The organism is Sphingopyxis panaciterrae (assembly GCF_011762125.1).
Taxonomy (GTDB): domain Bacteria; phylum Pseudomonadota; class Alphaproteobacteria; order Sphingomonadales; family Sphingomonadaceae; genus Sphingopyxis; species Sphingopyxis panaciterrae.
Genome location: NZ_JAASQN010000004.1, coordinates 89,821 through 105,767, shown reverse-complemented (window position 1 = coordinate 105,767; position 15,947 = coordinate 89,821). Strand labels below are relative to the sequence as shown.

The 15,947-nt window shown below is 64.5% G+C and carries 15 protein-coding genes and 2 tRNA genes; 3 read left to right on the top strand and 14 right to left on the bottom strand.

Annotation, left to right across the window (positions count from 1 at the left end):
• Nucleotides 1-314 precede the first annotated feature (314 nt).
• The 7 genes from FHR22_RS14745 to FHR22_RS14715 form a co-directional block, all read right to left on the bottom strand.
• On the bottom strand, nucleotides 315-764 hold the full coding sequence (locus FHR22_RS14745) for a hypothetical protein (RefSeq protein ID WP_166944164.1): 450 nt from the start codon (nucleotides 762-764) through the stop codon (nucleotides 315-317).
• 62 nt (nucleotides 765-826) lie between these two features.
• The gene (gloB, locus tag FHR22_RS14740; protein WP_166944162.1) at nucleotides 827-1,567 is read right to left on the bottom strand and encodes a hydroxyacylglutathione hydrolase; all 741 of its coding nucleotides are present in this window, start codon (nucleotides 1,565-1,567) and stop codon (nucleotides 827-829) included.
• A gap of 72 nt (nucleotides 1,568-1,639) precedes the next feature.
• On the bottom strand, nucleotides 1,640-2,077 hold the full coding sequence (locus tag FHR22_RS14735) for a VOC family protein (protein ID WP_166944160.1): 438 nt from the start codon (nucleotides 2,075-2,077) through the stop codon (nucleotides 1,640-1,642).
• Between the two features lie 8 nt (nucleotides 2,078-2,085).
• Nucleotides 2,086-2,523, bottom strand: coding sequence for an acyl-CoA thioesterase (locus FHR22_RS14730; RefSeq protein WP_166944158.1), 438 nt, complete (start codon nucleotides 2,521-2,523; stop codon nucleotides 2,086-2,088).
• 15 nt (nucleotides 2,524-2,538) lie between these two features.
• On the bottom strand, nucleotides 2,539-3,303 hold the full coding sequence (locus FHR22_RS14725) for an alpha/beta fold hydrolase (RefSeq protein WP_166944717.1): 765 nt from the start codon (nucleotides 3,301-3,303) through the stop codon (nucleotides 2,539-2,541).
• Entirely contained in the window at nucleotides 3,300-3,554 is a 255-nt protein-coding gene (locus tag FHR22_RS14720) for a DUF6356 family protein (protein ID WP_166944156.1), read from the bottom strand. The genes FHR22_RS14725 and FHR22_RS14720 overlap by 4 nt, the downstream gene beginning before the upstream one ends.
• Before the next feature lie 56 nt (nucleotides 3,555-3,610).
• Nucleotides 3,611-4,546 carry a complex I NDUFA9 subunit family protein gene (locus FHR22_RS14715; protein WP_166944154.1) on the bottom strand — a complete coding sequence of 312 codons (936 nt, stop codon included), beginning with the start codon at nucleotides 4,544-4,546 and terminating at the stop codon, nucleotides 3,611-3,613.
• 199 nt (nucleotides 4,547-4,745) lie between these two features.
• Between FHR22_RS14715 and FHR22_RS14710 the strand changes: the two genes are divergently transcribed.
• Nucleotides 4,746-4,832 (top strand) — tRNA-Leu (locus FHR22_RS14710).
• A gap of 327 nt (nucleotides 4,833-5,159) precedes the next feature.
• Here the strand turns inward: FHR22_RS14710 and FHR22_RS14705 are convergent.
• On the bottom strand, nucleotides 5,160-5,864 hold the full coding sequence (locus tag FHR22_RS14705) for a pirin family protein (RefSeq protein WP_208417726.1): 705 nt from the start codon (nucleotides 5,862-5,864) through the stop codon (nucleotides 5,160-5,162).
• Between the two features lie 644 nt (nucleotides 5,865-6,508).
• Between FHR22_RS14705 and FHR22_RS14700 the strand changes: the two genes are divergently transcribed.
• Nucleotides 6,509-6,985, top strand: a complete 477-nt coding sequence (locus FHR22_RS14700; protein WP_166944152.1) for a cytochrome P450 family protein — start codon at nucleotides 6,509-6,511, stop codon at nucleotides 6,983-6,985.
• Between the two features lie 199 nt (nucleotides 6,986-7,184).
• Here FHR22_RS14700 and FHR22_RS14695 read toward each other — a convergent pair whose 3' ends face one another.
• The 3 genes from FHR22_RS14695 to FHR22_RS14685 all read right to left on the bottom strand — a co-directional run bounded on the left by FHR22_RS14695 (nucleotide 7,185) and on the right by FHR22_RS14685 (nucleotide 10,680).
• Nucleotides 7,185-8,099: a M14 family metallopeptidase gene (locus FHR22_RS14695; RefSeq protein WP_208417725.1), complete on the bottom strand. Its 915-nt coding sequence runs from the start codon at nucleotides 8,097-8,099 to the stop codon at nucleotides 7,185-7,187.
• Between the two features lie 185 nt (nucleotides 8,100-8,284).
• A tRNA-Thr gene (locus FHR22_RS14690) sits at nucleotides 8,285-8,360 on the bottom strand.
• A gap of 157 nt (nucleotides 8,361-8,517) precedes the next feature.
• Nucleotides 8,518-10,680 carry a S9 family peptidase gene (locus FHR22_RS14685; RefSeq protein WP_166944148.1) on the bottom strand — a complete coding sequence of 721 codons (2,163 nt, stop codon included), beginning with the start codon at nucleotides 10,678-10,680 and terminating at the stop codon, nucleotides 8,518-8,520.
• 243 nt (nucleotides 10,681-10,923) lie between these two features.
• On the opposite strand from FHR22_RS14685, the gene FHR22_RS14680 reads away from it, so the two are divergent.
• Nucleotides 10,924-13,125 carry a TonB-dependent receptor gene (locus FHR22_RS14680; RefSeq protein WP_166944146.1) on the top strand — a complete coding sequence of 734 codons (2,202 nt, stop codon included), beginning with the start codon at nucleotides 10,924-10,926 and terminating at the stop codon, nucleotides 13,123-13,125.
• Nucleotides 13,126-13,367: 242 nt separating this feature from the next.
• On the opposite strand, the gene FHR22_RS14675 is transcribed toward FHR22_RS14680, so the two are convergent.
• The 3 genes from FHR22_RS14675 to FHR22_RS14665 are packed head-to-tail and all read right to left on the bottom strand — an operon-like array spanning nucleotide 13,368 to nucleotide 15,903.
• Nucleotides 13,368-14,381: a histone deacetylase family protein gene (locus FHR22_RS14675; protein ID WP_166944144.1), complete on the bottom strand. Its 1,014-nt coding sequence runs from the start codon at nucleotides 14,379-14,381 to the stop codon at nucleotides 13,368-13,370.
• Nucleotides 14,378-14,956 carry an FMN-binding negative transcriptional regulator gene (locus tag FHR22_RS14670; RefSeq protein WP_166944142.1) on the bottom strand — a complete coding sequence of 193 codons (579 nt, stop codon included), beginning with the start codon at nucleotides 14,954-14,956 and terminating at the stop codon, nucleotides 14,378-14,380. Before FHR22_RS14670 ends, FHR22_RS14675 begins: the two co-directional genes overlap by 4 nt.
• Nucleotides 14,953-15,903, bottom strand: coding sequence for an alpha/beta hydrolase (locus FHR22_RS14665; protein ID WP_166944140.1), 951 nt, complete (start codon nucleotides 15,901-15,903; stop codon nucleotides 14,953-14,955). Before FHR22_RS14665 ends, FHR22_RS14670 begins: the two co-directional genes overlap by 4 nt.
• Nucleotides 15,904-15,947 lie beyond the last annotated feature (44 nt).

Below are 15,947 nucleotides of genomic sequence, written 5' to 3'. Positions count from 1 at the left end.
TGTTTAGGCCTCATCATGCTGAAACAAGTTCAGAGTGACGATGATTTTAATGTCTGATTTCGGCCGGAAGCGGACATTCCCTTTTTCGTCACCCCGGACTTGATCCGGTCCCGCTTGATGCCGAAACTGCCGGTGCTCCCCAAGAGAAGCGGGATCCCGGGTCAAGCCCGGATGACGAGGATGGGCGAAGCAACGGCCGCTCTCCACCCCAATGCCGCCATTCGGCATCACTGCCAAAAGCTATAAGCAAGCGGGGTTTGCGACCCGAAGAGCTCGGCGCAAACCGGAACCCCGCCTGCGACTGAACCGATGGTTCAGCCTTCGTCCCCCGCCGGTTTGCGATAGGGGACAAATTCGCCAAGCACACAGGTCGGACCGCGGATGCCGCTCGATCGGTCGACCAGATGAAAGAAATCGCCGCTGCAGGTCGACGACCCGAACTGGCGCGTAACCATGATGTCGCTGTCGCGCGCCAGGCCCGGACAGCTGCCTTTCAGGTCGTTGCGATAAACAAGGCTGCCGTTCGCGCGATAGAGCAGGATATTGTCCGAGACGCGGATCGTGTCGGTGGTGCGAAAGGTCGGCAGACATTTTTCCGGCTTGCCAGGCACCTTGCCCGCCAGCTGCTTGTCCAACGTCTCGGCCTGTTTCGGGGTCAGAGCGGCAGCGCCCGGCTCGGCGCCACCCGCGGGCGCGCAGCTTGCGATCAACGGTGCCGTCAGGATTACCAGCATCGCGGCCGCAATGGGATTGAGCTTCGCCATCATCTGCTCCTTCGTTCATCATGGCTTCGGAAAAATGAACGTTCCCTGAAGCCGTGTAATCGCTACGCAGCGTCCTTCAGCGCGCGGATGCGGCCCAGTTCGGCGGCGCTGGTCGCGCGCAGGAACGGGTTGGTCGCACGCTCCTCGCCGATGCTCGTCGGCACCGTCGCCTCGCCCGCGCCGCGCGCCGCCTCGACCGCCGCCAGTCGCGCCGCCAGCGCGTCGTTGCCCGGATCGACGGTCACCGCGAAGCGCGCATTCGACAGCGTATATTCGTGCGCGCAATAGACGCGCGTCGCATCGTCAAGCATACCCAGCCGCTGCATATTGTCGAACATCTGTTCTGCGGTGCCCTCGAACAGCCGCCCGCAACCCATCGCGAACATCGTGTCGCCAACGAAGATCGCGCGGTCAGCGGCAAAATGATAGGCGATATGGCCTGCGGTGTGCGCGGGGACGTCCCAGACCTCGGCGATATGCGAACCCAGCCGCACCTGGTCGCCGCCCTTTACCCGCACATCGAGCGTAGGGATGCGCTCATATTCGGCCGCCGGGCCAGTGATCGTGCAGCCGCCCCACGCCTTCGCGGCTTCCTTGATCGCCGCATTGCCGCCGGTATGGTCGGGATGCCAGTGCGTGTTCCAGATATCGGTGATCGTCCATCCGCGCTCTGCCGCTGCGGCGAGCACCGGGTCGGCCACCGCGGGATCGACGACCATCGTCGCCCCGCTATCGGATTCATGTACCAGCCAGACATAATTGTCGCTGAGGACGGGGATGCGGACGATGTCGAGTGCGGTCATGACGTCTCCATTCCTTCGCGGCCTCATTCACAGCATAGACGGCGCCAGGCCGAGGCGGCCTTGATGTGTGGCCTACCAGCTGCCCGTGTTCGGCATCGATACCCAGGGTTCCTGCGGCGGCAAATGGCCGTCCTGGAGCAGTTCGACCGAAATGCCGTCGGGCGAACGGACGAACGCCATATGGCCGTCGCGCGGCGGCCGGTTGATCGTCACGCCGGCATCCATCAACCGCTGACAGGTCGCATAGATGTCTTCGACGCGATAGGCGAGGTGCCCGAAGTTGCGGCCGCCCTCATAGGTCTCGGCCGCGCTGCCGTCCTCAGGCGGCCAATTATAGGTCAGCTCGACCTCGGCGACCCCATCCTGTCCGGGGCAGGCAAGGAAGATCAGCGTGAAGCGCCCCTGCTCGCTATCGAAACGGCGCGTTTCCTCGAGCCCGATCAGCTTGAAGAAGGCGATGGTCGCGTCGGGATCGGTGACGCGGATCATGGTGTGAAGATATTTGGCCATGGCCCTATTTAGGCGCGAAGGCTCCGTCCTTCAAACGCTTCGAACAAGTTTACGAATGCATCGGGCACCGGGGCGGTCGCACCGCGCGCTTCCTCGACATGGACGCTGACCTCCAGCCCGGCCGCGCGCAGGTCGTCCTTGTCCCTGCCATGGAGCTCGAAAAGGAAGGTCATCGAACTGCGGCCGACGCGCGAACAGCGAACGCAAATATCGATTTCTTCGTCGAGCAGGATCGGCGCCTTATAATCGACCTCGGCACGCGCGACGTGGAATTCGGGGCTTTCCAGCGCGGTCCAGCGGTCATAGACACCGGCGGCGCGCCAATATTCGGTGATGCCGATGTCGACATATTCGAGATAGCGGCTGTTGAACACCACCGCCTGCGCATCGATCTCCGCATAGCGGACACGCTTGGAGACGTGGAAACGAAAGTCGCTGCGGGCCATGATGTTCCTTCTCGATTATGAGGCTGCGAGGCGCGCGACGGTGTCGATGAGCAACGCGATATCGCCGTCGCGCGACAGCCGGTGGTCGCCGCCCTTGACGAGCGTCACCTGCACATCCGCGCTTGCCAGCGCCGCGGACAATTTTACGCTGATCTCCGGCGGTACGTCGCCGTCTTCCTCGCCATGCAGCAGGCGGACGGGGCAGGTGAGGGGGATTTCGCCGTCCAGCACCCGGTTCGCTTCGCCCGCCTGCCAGAAGGCACGCGTCGTAACATAGGGCTGGTCGCCGTACGGGGTGTCTTCGCGAAGCTCGCCTTCCGCCAGGATGATCGCCTTTTCTTCGGGTGTGAAGCCCCAGTCGGTGAAATCGGGCGCCGCCGCGATGCCGACGAGCCCGGCGACGCGTGCCGGTCCGTCGCGTTGGACCAGCGCGAGTGCAGCCAGCAGCATCAGCCAGCCGCCCATCGACGATCCGACGATGACGACCGATCCCTCGATCCGCGCGTCGATCAGATCGATGATGTCGCCGCGCCAGTCGAGCAATGTCTGGTCGGCGAACAGCCCGTCCGACAGTCCGCACCCGGCATAATCGAGCAGCAGGCACGCCCGCCCTTCGCTGGCCGCCCAATCGAACAGGGCGGTCGCCTTGCCCCCCGCCATGTCGGACATATAGCCGGGCAGGAAGACGATCGTCGGTCCCGCGCCCTTTGTGTAGCGAAAGGCCAGCCGTGGCCGCGTGGTGCGGCCCAAATAATCGGGCGTATCGGACACGCCGGTCAGATGACCCAGTCGACGGTCTGCATCTGCGTCGCGGCCTGCCCCTTGGCGGCGCGCTGTTCAACCATGATCTTGTTGAGGCGGCGGATCGTGTCGCTGCCGGTCGTGATGCACCAGCCGGGGACCACCGCATGCACCAGCGCGCAGGCACCGCCCCAGATCATCGTCACGCCAAAGCGCGATGCGACGCCGAAATGCTCGGCATAGCTTTCATCGACGGCCTTGGGATGATCGACGAACAGGCGCTTGAACATGTGAAGGCTCCTTTTTCGGCTGGCGGGATCCCATGGACGGGGCGGCCTGATATCCGTTACGAGATGGCCTGTGCGAAGCGGCCGTTGCGACGATACTGGACCAGCCAGCCTTCGGCCACATCGGCGAGCGACGTCGGCGTGACGCCGAACTGCGCCAGGCCATCGGCCGCCGCCGCGACGACATTGTCGGTCTGCAGCATCAGCCATTGATCCTTGGTGATCGGCGCGCCGGGCGCCCAGCCGAGCCCGCTGGCCAGTGCCGACGCGACCATATCGGGAATTTCGACGAACAATCGCTTGCGGCCCGTCGCCTCGGCGATCCATTGCTGCAGTTCGGCCATCGTCAAAACCTGCGGCCCGCCGAGCTCAAATGTCCCGCCCGCAGCCGTCGGAGCAAGCGCTGCGACCACCGCATCGGCAACATCGCCGACATAGACGGGCTGGAACTTCGCGTTGGGAGCGATCACCGGAACGACCGGCGACAACCGCATCATGGTCGCAAAGCGATTGATGAACTGGTCTTCGCGGCCGAAAAGCGTCGACGGGCGCAGGATCACGGCATCGGGAAACGCCGCGCGGACCGCCGCTTCGCCGTCGCCCTTGCTGCGGCCATAGGCCGACGCGCTGCCGCTGTCCGCGCCGATCGCCGAAACATGGACGAGCGTACGCACGCCCGCCGCTTTCGCGGCGGCGGCGACATGGCCGGCACCATCGGCCTGAACGGCGAACATATCGTCGAAACTGCCCGCCAGGTTGATCACCGCATCGCTGCCCGCGACCGCACGCGCGACGCTGGCGGCATCGCGTACGTCGGCGACGGCGAATTGCGTCTGGCCCAGTCCGCCGAGCGGCTTCAGGAAGACCGCCTTGCGCGGTTCGCGCTCGGCGATGCGCACGCGTGCCCCGCGCGACAACAGGCGCTGAACGGTATAGCGGCCCAGAAAACCGCCGCCGCCCAGCACCGTAATCAACTGCCCGTCGAGCTTTTGCATCATGTCCGCCTGTGTCTGATTCTCAGATGGCGCAACGCGGCACCACATGGCCCCCATGCCGCGAAGCGCCTCGCGGGGCAAGGGGCGACGCGGCGCATGGTGACGCGAAACCGCGCACGCGCGATAAAATATGCCGCCTTGCGCGCAGCGCGGTTGACAAGCCGACCACCCCCCCGCTAAGCGCCCGCTCCTACCCCGTGCCCAGATGGCGGAATTGGTAGACGCACCAGCTTCAGGTGCTGGCGATCGCAAGGTCGTGGAGGTTCGAGTCCTCTTCTGGGCACCATTTTCTCCAAAGACCCTTTGTTTTCAAAGGGTCAGCGAGAGCGCACCCGAAGTCTACCCAACACTTCTCGGGTAAGTGGTCATTTGACCACGTTTTCGGGTGCTGACTGTGCATCCGCAGACCATTGAATTGCAAGAGAATTTGGTTACGATTTGCGCTCGCGGACGCCCGCATGCACGTGCTTTTGCTCTGCATCGGCTATGCAAGACGTGGAAAGCTGTCCCCGGTCCCCGGTCCAATTTACCCAACAAATTTGTTTCGCTGAACGACCTGTGGCATTCGGCTCGCTAGATAATAGCGTTGGCGCAGGCGTCTGCCCCCGGTCCGTTAGCGCATATCGATCAGCAAAACCTCCGCGTCGCTGTCAGCCACAATTTCCAGCAGATCCTCCGACGTGATCGCGGCGCCGTCCCCTTCGCGCATTTCGGTCCCGTTGAGTGCGGCGATCCCCGCCACGATCTGTACCCAATAGCCGCGGCCAGGCTTCAAGTCGCGCGCGAGGTTCATTCCCTCGTCGAGCCGGGCCATCTCCATCGACGCGTCCTGCCGTAGCGTCAGCGACCCGGCGCGGCCATCCTGGCTTGCGATAGTCACCCACTGATTGCGTGCCATGTCGAGGTCGAAGGATTTTTGGTCATAGGACGGGTCGCCGCCCGTCTCTTGCGGAATGATCCAAATTTGCAGCAAATGGGTTCGCTCATCCGTGCTCGGGTTACGCTCACTGTGCCGGATGCCGCGGCCCGCGCTCATCCGCTGTACCTCGCCCGCCCGAATGGTCGAAGCGTTTCCGAGGTTATCGCGATGCTCGATCGCTCCTTTGAGCACGATCGTGACGATTTCCATGTCGTGATGCGGATGCTCGGCGAGCCCGGCGCCAGGTACCACACGGTCCTCGTTCAAGACCCTGAGATCCCGAAATCCCATATGCTTGGGATCATTGTAATCGGCGAAGGAAAAGCTGTGATGTGCGTCGATTTCGCCACCTTGGTGACGGCCACGAGCACCGCGGTCCCTGAAACGGATCAATGTCACGGTCTCCTGATAGAGCGCCGCGGTCCGTGCGGCGCTCCGGTTGCCTTGATCACATCAAGGAAAAGCGTTGGCCTGCCTCGCAAGTGATGATGCGGACGGCGCCGCAATCGCTGATCGCGGCGCCGCTGTGCGCCTTGATCTGTATCTGAATGCCGAGCCGTCGCCATCATTTTCATTCGCTTGGCAGCCGGCACCGGTGGTCCGGCTCTTTTCGGCAGTGCAGGGCTTCCTGGCACGCCGAGGACGACCGCATAGTGTCCGCTGCTGGCGGCGATAGAGCCAGTGATCGCCCGCAGGTAAGCCAGATCATTTCCGTCGGCACTCGCGCCGGTCTGGATCGCGATCGCAGCGCTGTCTGCGCGCACGCTCTGCCATGAGCTGGCTGTCCCTCGCAAGCTCGGACAGCATCCGGCTTTCCTCAAGCTTATCGAGCTTCTTGACGTCACGGCGACGCTGCTGCTCGAGCATGCAGTCGGTGAACGCCTGGGTGCCATAGTTGGCACCGAAGCTTTCCGCGGTCTGGTCGATGAAGGAGCAACTGTGGATCGTCTCGCGCTTCGCGGATGTCCGGACGGTGCTGCGCGCTGATGTGTGATGATCAGCGGCAACGGGGTGGCTGCGAATCCGGTGATGAACCGCCCGATGTGCCGATCACTCTCACGAGCGACGGCGCGACGCATCTGCGCCGCCGCCGCATCCTCCAGCGCCCGGTCATGCCGGGGTCGCTCAAGCTTCTCGGGCCACGGCTCGAGGCCGAGGCCGCGCAGCTTGTTGCCAGCCTCGCGAACGGCGAGGAGCATGAGGCGATGACGCAGTTCGCATCGCATTTGTTCGTCCATGTCGTGAGCGACCTGATCGGCCCGTCACCCGCCGGACGCGAGGCGATGCTCGCATGGGCGGCGGCGAGTTTCGACCTCATGGGTCCGATGAACGATCGCGGGGCGGCCGCTGTTCCGCAGGTGACCGAGCTCACGGCCTTCGTCGACGGTCTCACGCCCGGCCACGCCGCCGCGATCATCGGCTTTGCTCTCAAGAACAGGCCGCGCGACATGCAACTGATCCTTGGACGGTCTCGCTGCACGGCGCCGGGTATGGCGGGCATGTCATTGACCCGCAGGTGAAAGAGTCCTTGCTTCAGCGCGACCAGTTCGACGCGGTCAACGCCTATATGCGACCTTGATCAACGAGATGCTCGGACAAGATCAGGGAGAGCCTATCTGGCCCCCGGTTTTCGAGTCCGAGGGCACCGCCCCGGGCAGGTCACCAGAGGCTGCTTTAATAACGCTGTCCCCCCAAACCGGACCGTCCGCGATCGGCCGGTCAGGGGCGTTGAAGTGCAAAATCCAGCGCCGCCCGTACCGCAGCGACCTGCGCCCCGACACATTCCTCGGGCGTCGTGCGGGGGCTGTCGGGATACACTTCGGTGGTGGTCGTGTAGCGCGCCCCGGTAATCGAGGGGCACAGGCCGAGGTCCTTTAGCGGGTATTGGATCACGCCCCTTGCAACGACGGTCGAACCGATGATCTCGCCCTTTGCGTCCGCTGGGGCGATATGGGTCACCTGTTCGACCGCGGCTATAATCGAGCTCTGGAACTCTGGCTGGGGATTCTCGCTGTCGTCGACGAGATAAAACCCGTCGGGAATAATCTCGGTCTCGTGATCCTTGCCGTCGCGCGCGGCTCGCGCAGGCCCGAATTCACTGGCGTCGCTGTCGGTCGTCTCGTGCAGGTCGATATGGACCAGGAACGTCTCGTCCACAGACGCGACCAGCTCAATCAGCGCGGTCGCCTCGCGCGCCGGCCCGTCGACGCGGAAGTTGCGATTGGGGTCGACGGCGTCATGGTTCCAGCGGTTGATGCGCTCATATGCCCACGGACTCACGCAAGGGGCGACAAGCAAATTGACCTTGCCGGCATAATCCGCCGCGTCGGTCTCTAGAAATTCCAGGGCTCCGAGCACGCCACTGGTTTCATATCCATGGACGCCGCCGGTCACCAGCGCGGTTGGCAGGGCAGGATCGAAACGCCGGTCGCGCAGCGCGAACAGCGTGAAGCGCTCGCCCGCATAGTCGAGTTCGCCATAGACAATCTTCTCGTAGCGATCGGCAAGGGCTTCGATGCGCGGCACGATGTCTCTGTCGTAGCGACGAAGGCGTGACTGCCGGCTGCGCCATTGCTCTACGTCATCCTCTCCCCACGGCTGCCCGGGGATGCCAACTGGATAAAAGCGCGCCATTTTCATTTCATTGCCATCCGTCAGATTTCCTTTGGACCGCGATTGTCGAGCGCCCGTAAGCGATAAGCGCGGCAAGTGGCCGTTGCTTAGCTCCGCACGCGGACAATATCCATGTCCCTGAGGGCTTGCTCAGCCCGTGGACCAAGATGCGGGTCGCTGAACGTCTGCTTCTCTCAGCAGCTAGCTGGTGCCGCTTACAGGACTCGAACCTGTGACCCCATCATTACGAATGATGTGCTCTACCAACTGAGCTAAAGCGGCAACGTCGGCGCCTCTAACAGCGCGGTCGAGCCGTGACAAGCGCCGTCGAGGATTTGTTCTTCAGAAGAGTTCGTAGAAGCGGGGTAGGGTGCCCGATGGACCGCGCATTACACCGTCTCGCGCGCATCGCGCGGCGAGCGGCGCAGCGTGATCGCCATCAACTTAAACAGCGATCGGCGAAAGCCCAGAAGAGCGCCTGTTGGGCATAGACGCTGGCCAGGTCGGCGCTGCCCTGGTGACCGCTGTCCATGTCGGTCTTCAGGATAGCGGGGTTATCGCTGGTCGAACGATGGCGGACTTCGGCGACGAGCTTGGCCGGTTCCCAATAGGAGACGCGGTCGTCCTTCAGTCCCGCGGTGCAAAGCAGGGGCGGGTAGGGCGCCGCACGCACATTCTCGTAAGGCGAGATCGATGCGATATAATCGTAAGCCTTGGGATCGGCGAGCGGATCACCCCAGTCGGGGCGGAACAGCGGGACGAGCGGGTGGCTGACATCGCTCATCGTATTCAGCATGTCGACGAACGGGACCTGCGCGATGACGCCGCCCCACAAGGTCGGCGCGATGTTCATGCTGGCGCCGACGAGCAGCCCGCCGGCCGACAGGCCATAGGCGATCACCCGCCCTTTCGTTGCATAGCCCCCGGCGCACAAATGTTCGGCGCTGGCGATAAAATCGGTGAAGCTGTTGCGTTTGGTGAACTTGCGGCCGCCGAGAAACCAGCGGCGTCCTTTCTCGGACCCGCCGCGCACATGCGCGATCGCATAACGCCAGCCGCGATCGACGAGCGCGAGCGCGGGGATGGAAAACTCGGGGTCGCTGGGGACGCCGTAGGAGCCGTATCCATATTGCAGCAACGGCGCCGATCCGTCCTTCGGCGTGCCGCGCCGCGACAGCAGGGTGACGGGAACCATCTCGCCGTCGGGGGCGGGGGCGAACAGCCGTTCGACCTCATAATCGTCGGGGTTGAAGTTCGCGACCTGCTGTTGCTGGACGACGCTCTGCTTGCCGTCCGCCAGATCGACCGCGATCCAGCGCCGCGGTGATTTCGGCGACTGGTGGACGATCATCACCGTCGGCGCGGCATAGCTTTGTTCGGCGGGCAGTTCGATCGCATAGGCGGGGTCGTCGAAGGCGATACTCCGTTCGCTGCCGTCGGCGCGCAGGATGACGAGCTGGTGCAGCCCGTCGACGCGTTCCAGCCGCACGAGTGCGCTCTGGAACGGCTGCAATTGCAGGATCGGGGTGCCGGCGCGATGCGGGACGAGCGTCGCCAGGGTGCGAAAGCTCTTGGGATCGAGCTGCAGCAGTTTCATGTCGAACGCGTCGTCGGCATCGGTCAGCGCGACCAGATGGCCGTTCCACTCGTCGATTTCATAACGGACACCGGTCTTGCGCGGCCAGACGACCATCGGCGGCGCCGTTTCATCCGCTGCCGCTAACAGCCGGACCTCGGCGGTTTCGGGGCCGGCAAGGGTCAGCGCGACAAAACCGTCGGCGGCGGTCCGCTTGACGCTCATGAAGATCGCCGGATCTTTTTCCTCATAGACAAGGTCGGTCGTCTTGCCGTCGACCGAGGTGCGATAGAGCCGCGTCGGCCGGTTGCGCGCGTCGCGCCATATCCAGAACAGCCATCCCGACGAGGGCGCAAAGACCATCGCGTCATAGCCATAAGCGTCTTTGTCGACGAGCGTGCGCAGCGTGCCGCTTTGATTGTCGCGGATGATGATGCGGTGGCGGTCGTTGCCGATCACATCCTCGGCCCAGGCGAACCAGCGGTGGTCGGGGCTCGGCTGGTGCCCTGTGCTGCGGAAATAGGGCTGGCCTTTGGCGCGAGCCGCCTCGTCGACGAGCAATTCGGACTTGCCGTCCCGTTCGCGGATGTAGCGGGCGTGCGTCGCGCCCGCCGGGATCGCCGAGGAATAGGCCCAGCCGTCCTTTTCGATCGCCGGCGCCGCGACGTCGCCCGCGCCGCGCGCCAGCATCGCGCGCACCAGTTCGTCCTGAAGCGCGCGGGTCGGCTTCAGCATCGCTTCGGCATAGGCATTTTCGTCGGCGAGCATTTTGGCCACCGGCTTCGGAATATTATCGCGCGTGCGTTCGCCCTGTTCGGGGACGAACTTCATCCACGAATAGACGTCGTCGCGCTTGCGGCCGAGCTGTTCGATGACATGCGACAGGCGCGGCGCGTTCGGGCGCGGCGCGTCGGGCCAGCGCGGCGCAGCGGCCTTGGCTCCCGCGCTGCCGCCGGTGAGCAGGAACGCCCCCGCGGCCGTGCCAGCCAGAAACTCCCGCCGCGCCATATTGCCAAGCCTCCTCATCCCGATCTCTCCCGTGCGATCCAATATATCGTCAGTTTATGGCGCGATGAATGGCTTACTGCGCCGATCAGGCCGCCCAATCCATCGATCGGGCAAATCGTCGCGGCACCGTTCCCCGCCCTACGGTGGCCCGATCGCGCGCGCTGGCCCGATACGGCGCGATATTGGCCCAACCCTCGCCGACACGATGGCTCAGCATGTTAGCGTGATGGCTGGAGTTGCACAGCAATCAGGGAGGCGAAAATGAAAATTGCATCGGCCCGGCGGATCGTCGTTTATGGTATTTCGGCGCTGGCCCTTGCCCAGGCGTCGGGCGCGATGGCGCAGGGCGCACCCGCCGACGACAGCGAAATCGTCGTCACCGCGGCGAAGCGCGAACAATCGGTCCGCGACGTCAGCGGTTCGGTATCGGCGGTCAGCGAAGCGACGCTGCAAAAGCTCAACGCGCAAAGCCTTGCGGATTACATCACCCGCGTCCCCGGCGTCGTCTTCAACGATTATCAGCCGGGCGTTTCCGAAGTCGTCATCCGCGGCGTCGCCTCGTCGACCTATCATGAAGCGAACCAGGCGACGACGGGCTATTATCTCAACGAAATTCCGCTGATCGAGCCGGGCTTTCCGCTCGTTATCCCCGACGTCGACAGCTTCGACGTGAGCCGCGTCGAGGTGCTGCGCGGGCCGCAGGGCACGCTGTTCGGTTCGTCGTCGCTCGGCGGCGCGATCAATTATGTCGTCAACGAAGCCGATCCGTCGAAATTCGACGCGGGCTTCGAAGGCAGCGTGTCGACCACCAAGCGCGCGGGCGAAGCAAGCTATGGCGTCAAGGCGATGGTCAACGTGCCGATCGCGACCGACAAGCTCGCCGTCCGCCTCGTCGGGCTTCAGCGCGTCGACGCCGGCTATCTCAACAACACGCTGCTCGGCAAGAAGGGCAGCAACGACCTGCGCGTCCGCGGCCTGCGCGGGTCGATCGTCTTCACCCCGACCGAAACGACGCGCATCTCGCTGCTCAGCATGTATCAGGAATATGATCTCGACGATCAGACCTATGTGATCTTCGGCCCCCCGAAGACCTTCGACCGCGCCACCAACGTCGCCGAATATCAGGACACCCAGTTCATGATGCACAGCCTGCGGATCGAGCAGGACCTGGGCTTTGCGACGCTGACCGCGATCGGCAGCCATACCGAGAAAAAGGCCGATCTGGCGTTCGACAATTCGATCTTCGGCGGCAACGACCCGCGCACCGACACCCCCGAACTGGCGAGCAGCGTCGGCAAATCGAAGACCGAATATGGCGAACTGCGGCTCGCGTCGCCCGACGGCGGCCGCTTCCGCTGGCTGATCGGCGCCAATTACACGCGGCTGCGCTCGCACAATACCGACGGCACCTATATCGAGGGGATCGCCGATTATATCGACGCCAACCCCGGCGAATTCGACGGCCAGCCGGGCAGCGAGCTCGCCCCCGGCGACCTCGCGACGCGGACGATCAGCAGCAACCGGGTGACCGAAAAGGCGATCTTCGGCGAAGCGTCGTTCGACATCGTCGACGCGCTGACGCTGACCGTCGGCGGCCGCCTGTTCGAATATCGCACCCGCCCGCGGCTGCAATATCTGCCCAACGCCAACCTCGTCGACCCGTTCGACTTCGCGCCGGCGGCCAGCAAGGATTCGGACTTCATCCCGAAGGTCTCGCTGACCTACAAGCCGTCGAACGACTTCATGATCTACGCGCTCTATTCGGAAGGCTTCCGCATCGGCGGCGTCAACGTCTATTCGGCGGCGGTGCCAGGCCTGCCGCTGACCTTCGAAAGCGACACGACGAAGAATTACGAAGTCGGGACGCGCTTCGACCTGATCGACCGCACGCTCAGCGTCGACGTCACCGCCTATCATATCGACTGGGGCAACATCCAGGCGCGGCTGTTCACGCCCGACCCCGATTATGATGCCTATACGGTCAACGGCGGCGGCGCGAACATCGACGGGGTCGAAATCAGCCTCAATCTGCGTCCGACGCGCAACCTGACCTTCAGCTCGAACGTCTCGTACAACGATGCGCGGCTGTCGACGCTGCTTCCCGACAGCTTCGCGCCGGGCGGCGGCTATGCCAAGGGAACCCGCCTGCCGGGCGCATCCGAATGGACGCTGTCAAACTCGCTCGACCTCAGCTTCCCCGACATGAAGCTGAAGCCGCGCTTCGGCATCGCCCACCGCTATCTGTCGAGCGCGCCGGTCGATTTCGCCGGAACGCTGGAGAAGGGCGACTTCCACCTCGTCGACCTCAACGCGTCGGTCACGGTGGCGGATCGGATCGAGCTGGGCCTGTTCGCGAAGAATCTGTTCAACCAGTACGGCATATTGAACGCCCCGTTCGCCTTTGCCGGATCGGTCGCGCGGCCGCGGACGATCGGGGCGAGCGTCCGGTTCAGCCTGAATTGACAGAGATAGCAAAATGGGGCCGCTTCGCTGGTTGGCGGAGCGGCCCCTTTTGTGTTGCGCTGAAAGCAGGCTCGTTTCTGTCCGCTTTCGGCCGGTTGCGGACCCTAGCTAAATAACCGTCGCCCCCGCGAAGGCGGGGGCCGCTGGCAACCTTGCGCCAGGCCGACGGCGGCCCCCGCCTTCGCGGGGGCGACGATTATCGATGGGTAGCCAACGGCCGCTCCCCACCCCAATGCCGACGTTTATCCGCTGAATCCCGCAAGAAACGCCGCGACATTCAGGCCCAGGTCGCCGACGGCGTAGCCGCCTTCCATCACGATCAGCGTCGGAACGCCCAGCGCCGCGATCCGCGCCGCCATCACGCCATAATCCTCGCGTTCGAGCGCGAAGCTCGAAATCGGATCGCTGCTGTGCGTGTCGGCGCCGAACGAGACGATCAGGAAACGCGCGCCCCAGGCCGAAATCGCATCGAGCGCCCGGTCGAGCGCCGGAACATAGGCCGCGCCGTCGGTGCCGCGCGGCAGCGGCAGGTTGAGCGTGCTGCCCATGGCTTCGCCCGCTCCGGTCTCGTCGGCATGGCCCCAGTAAAAGGGATAGTCGGTGCGCGGATCGGCGTGGATCGAGGCGAAGAAGATGCCCGGATCTTCGTAGAATATATCCTGCGTCCCGTTGCCGTGATGATAATCGACATCGAGGATCGCCACCGGGCCCAGCCCCTGCGCGCCGGCCGCGCGCGCCGCGATCGCGGCGTTGTTGAGGTAGCAATAGCCGCCCATATAGTCGCGCCCGGCGTGGTGCCCGGGCGGACGGCACAGCGCGAAGCCGTGGGCGTCGCCGCTCGCCGCCAGATGATCGAGCGCGGTCAGCGCGCCCTGCGCCGACCAATAGGCCGATTGCCACGTTCCCGCCGCGACCGGCGTCCCGGCGTCATAGCTATAGGCGCCCAGTTCGGCGTCGATGCGGCCGAAATCGAGCGGCCGCCGGTGCCGGATCGGAAAGGTATAGCCGATCGCATCGCCGCTGCGTCCCGCCGCCACCCACGCGCCATGCGCGCGCTCGAGGAAGGACAGATAATCGGCGTCGTGCACGGCGAGCAGCGGCGCCATGCCGAAATCGCGCACGGGTTGCCAGTCGGCGAACTGACGGGCGATCGAACGCGGACGCTCGACATTCTCGGCATAGGGAACCCAGTCGCCATTGTGCAGTTCGCGCAGCGGGGTGTGGAGCAATTGCCGGTCGTCGAAAAACAGCTTCATGGGTGCGCCTGTCCCTCCATCCATGCGGCGAGCACCCGGTCGGGGTGGCCCGCGACGATTTCTGCAAAACCCGCCGCGCTTTCGTCCTGACCCAGCTTGAAGCGGGGCTCGCTCGACCGGACATGCGCGCGAAAGCCGATGACCTGCGCCAGCATTTGTTCGTACCGCGGGCCGACGCGGGCGGTGGACCAACGGTCGCCTTCCATCTTTTCCGCCAGCCGCTCGATCGCCGCATGCGTTTCTTCGGGGACGAATTCGACCTCGACCTGGAAACGCAGCACGGCAAAATTCCACGTCGGCGCCCAGTCGGGCTTGGAAACCAGCCCGGGCGACACATAGCCCTCGGGACCGTTGAACAGGATCAGTCCGCGCGGGTCGGCGCGAAAATCGGCGACAATGGGGCTCTGCCGCGGGCAGTGGCCGAACAGCGCGACAATCTCTCCCGCTTCATTCGTTTCGCCGATCAACGGCAGCGGGCTGGCGTTGAAATCGCGCGAAACCAGCCAGGCGAGCGGATAGTCGGCGACCAGCCGGGCGACGTCGGCGGCACTGCGCGGCTGATAGGGATCGCTCATCCGATCGTCTCTTTGATCCAGGCCGCCTGGTCGTCGAGCGCGCGGCTCGCGAGCGGCGAAATCGACATCGCCTCCAGGAAGCTGTGGGTGGCGCCGCGATAGACGATGCTGCGCACCGGCACCCCGGCTTCGGCCAGGCGTTCGGCGAAAGCATGGTTGCAGTCGGCCAATATGTCGCATTCGGCAACCGCCAGGAAAGCAGGCGGCAGGCCGGCAAGGTCGGCGCGCAGCGGCACGACGAGCGGATCGGCGAGCTGGTCGGCGCTGCTTACATAATTGTGCCAGAAATCGTCCATCTCGGCCACCTCGAGCGAATATCCGTCGCCGAACCGGTCATAGCTCGGCAGATGCTCGGGGGCAAAGGCGCCGTAATTCAGTACCATCGCGGCGGGCAGCGGCCGCCCGCGCGCGCGCTGCAGCAGGCAGGTCGCGACCGAAAGGTTGGCGCCCGCCGAATCGCCGCCGATGACGATGCGGGCAGGGTCGATGTTCAGCGCGCCGGCCTGTGCGGCGATCCAGTCGAGCGCTGCGGCGCATTCCTCCAGCGCGACCGGGAATTTCGCCTCGGGCGACAGGCTGTAATCGATGCCGATCACCGCGACCCCGGCGCGCGCCGCATATTCGCGCATCAGCCGGTCGTGGGTTTCGATGCTGAACAGCATCCAGCCGCCGCCGTGGATATAAAGCATCGCGGGCAATGTCGCGTCGGCGACCGGGCGGTGAACGCGCAGGCGGATGCCATCCATGTCCATATCGACGCTGGTCACCATTTTCGGGCCACCTTCGCGCCACGGCTGGCGGACGCGTTCGGCCGCGGCGCGGCGCGCGGGAAGCCCGGCGCCGGCGGGCGCCGCATGCGTCACATAGGCCGCGTTGATCGCATCGACGAAGCGCCGGACGTCGGGATCGACCACGATATCCTCACCGGCGTTCAAGCCTTTCGGCATATTGGCATTTCCTTCCCAAATCGGTCCTCTCCGCTGATAGCTTC

What these genes read in the sequence shown, in the direction of transcription:
- FHR22_RS14685 (WP_166944148.1), bottom strand. Translation starts at nt 10,680, where the DNA reads ATGAGGAGGCTTGGCAATATGGCGCGGCGGGAGTTTCTGGCTGGCACG.
- FHR22_RS14680 (WP_166944146.1), top strand. Translation starts at nt 10,924, where the DNA reads ATGAAAATTGCATCGGCCCGGCGGATCGTCGTTTATGGTATTTCGGCG.
- FHR22_RS14745 (WP_166944164.1), bottom strand. Translation starts at nt 764, where the DNA reads ATGGCGAAGCTCAATCCCATTGCGGCCGCGATGCTGGTAATCCTGACG.
- FHR22_RS14715 (WP_166944154.1), bottom strand. Translation starts at nt 4,546, where the DNA reads ATGCAAAAGCTCGACGGGCAGTTGATTACGGTGCTGGGCGGCGGCGGT.
- FHR22_RS14735 (WP_166944160.1), bottom strand. Translation starts at nt 2,077, where the DNA reads ATGGCCAAATATCTTCACACCATGATCCGCGTCACCGATCCCGACGCG.
- FHR22_RS14720 (WP_166944156.1), bottom strand. Translation starts at nt 3,554, where the DNA reads ATGTTCAAGCGCCTGTTCGTCGATCATCCCAAGGCCGTCGATGAAAGC.
- FHR22_RS14665 (WP_166944140.1), bottom strand. Translation starts at nt 15,903, where the DNA reads ATGCCGAAAGGCTTGAACGCCGGTGAGGATATCGTGGTCGATCCCGAC.
- FHR22_RS14730 (WP_166944158.1), bottom strand. Translation starts at nt 2,523, where the DNA reads ATGGCCCGCAGCGACTTTCGTTTCCACGTCTCCAAGCGTGTCCGCTAT.
- FHR22_RS14695 (WP_208417725.1), bottom strand. Translation starts at nt 8,099, where the DNA reads ATGGCGCGCTTTTATCCAGTTGGCATCCCCGGGCAGCCGTGGGGAGAG.
- FHR22_RS14670 (WP_166944142.1), bottom strand. Translation starts at nt 14,956, where the DNA reads ATGAGCGATCCCTATCAGCCGCGCAGTGCCGCCGACGTCGCCCGGCTG.
- FHR22_RS14675 (WP_166944144.1), bottom strand. Translation starts at nt 14,381, where the DNA reads ATGAAGCTGTTTTTCGACGACCGGCAATTGCTCCACACCCCGCTGCGC.
- gloB (WP_166944162.1), bottom strand. Translation starts at nt 1,567, where the DNA reads ATGACCGCACTCGACATCGTCCGCATCCCCGTCCTCAGCGACAATTAT.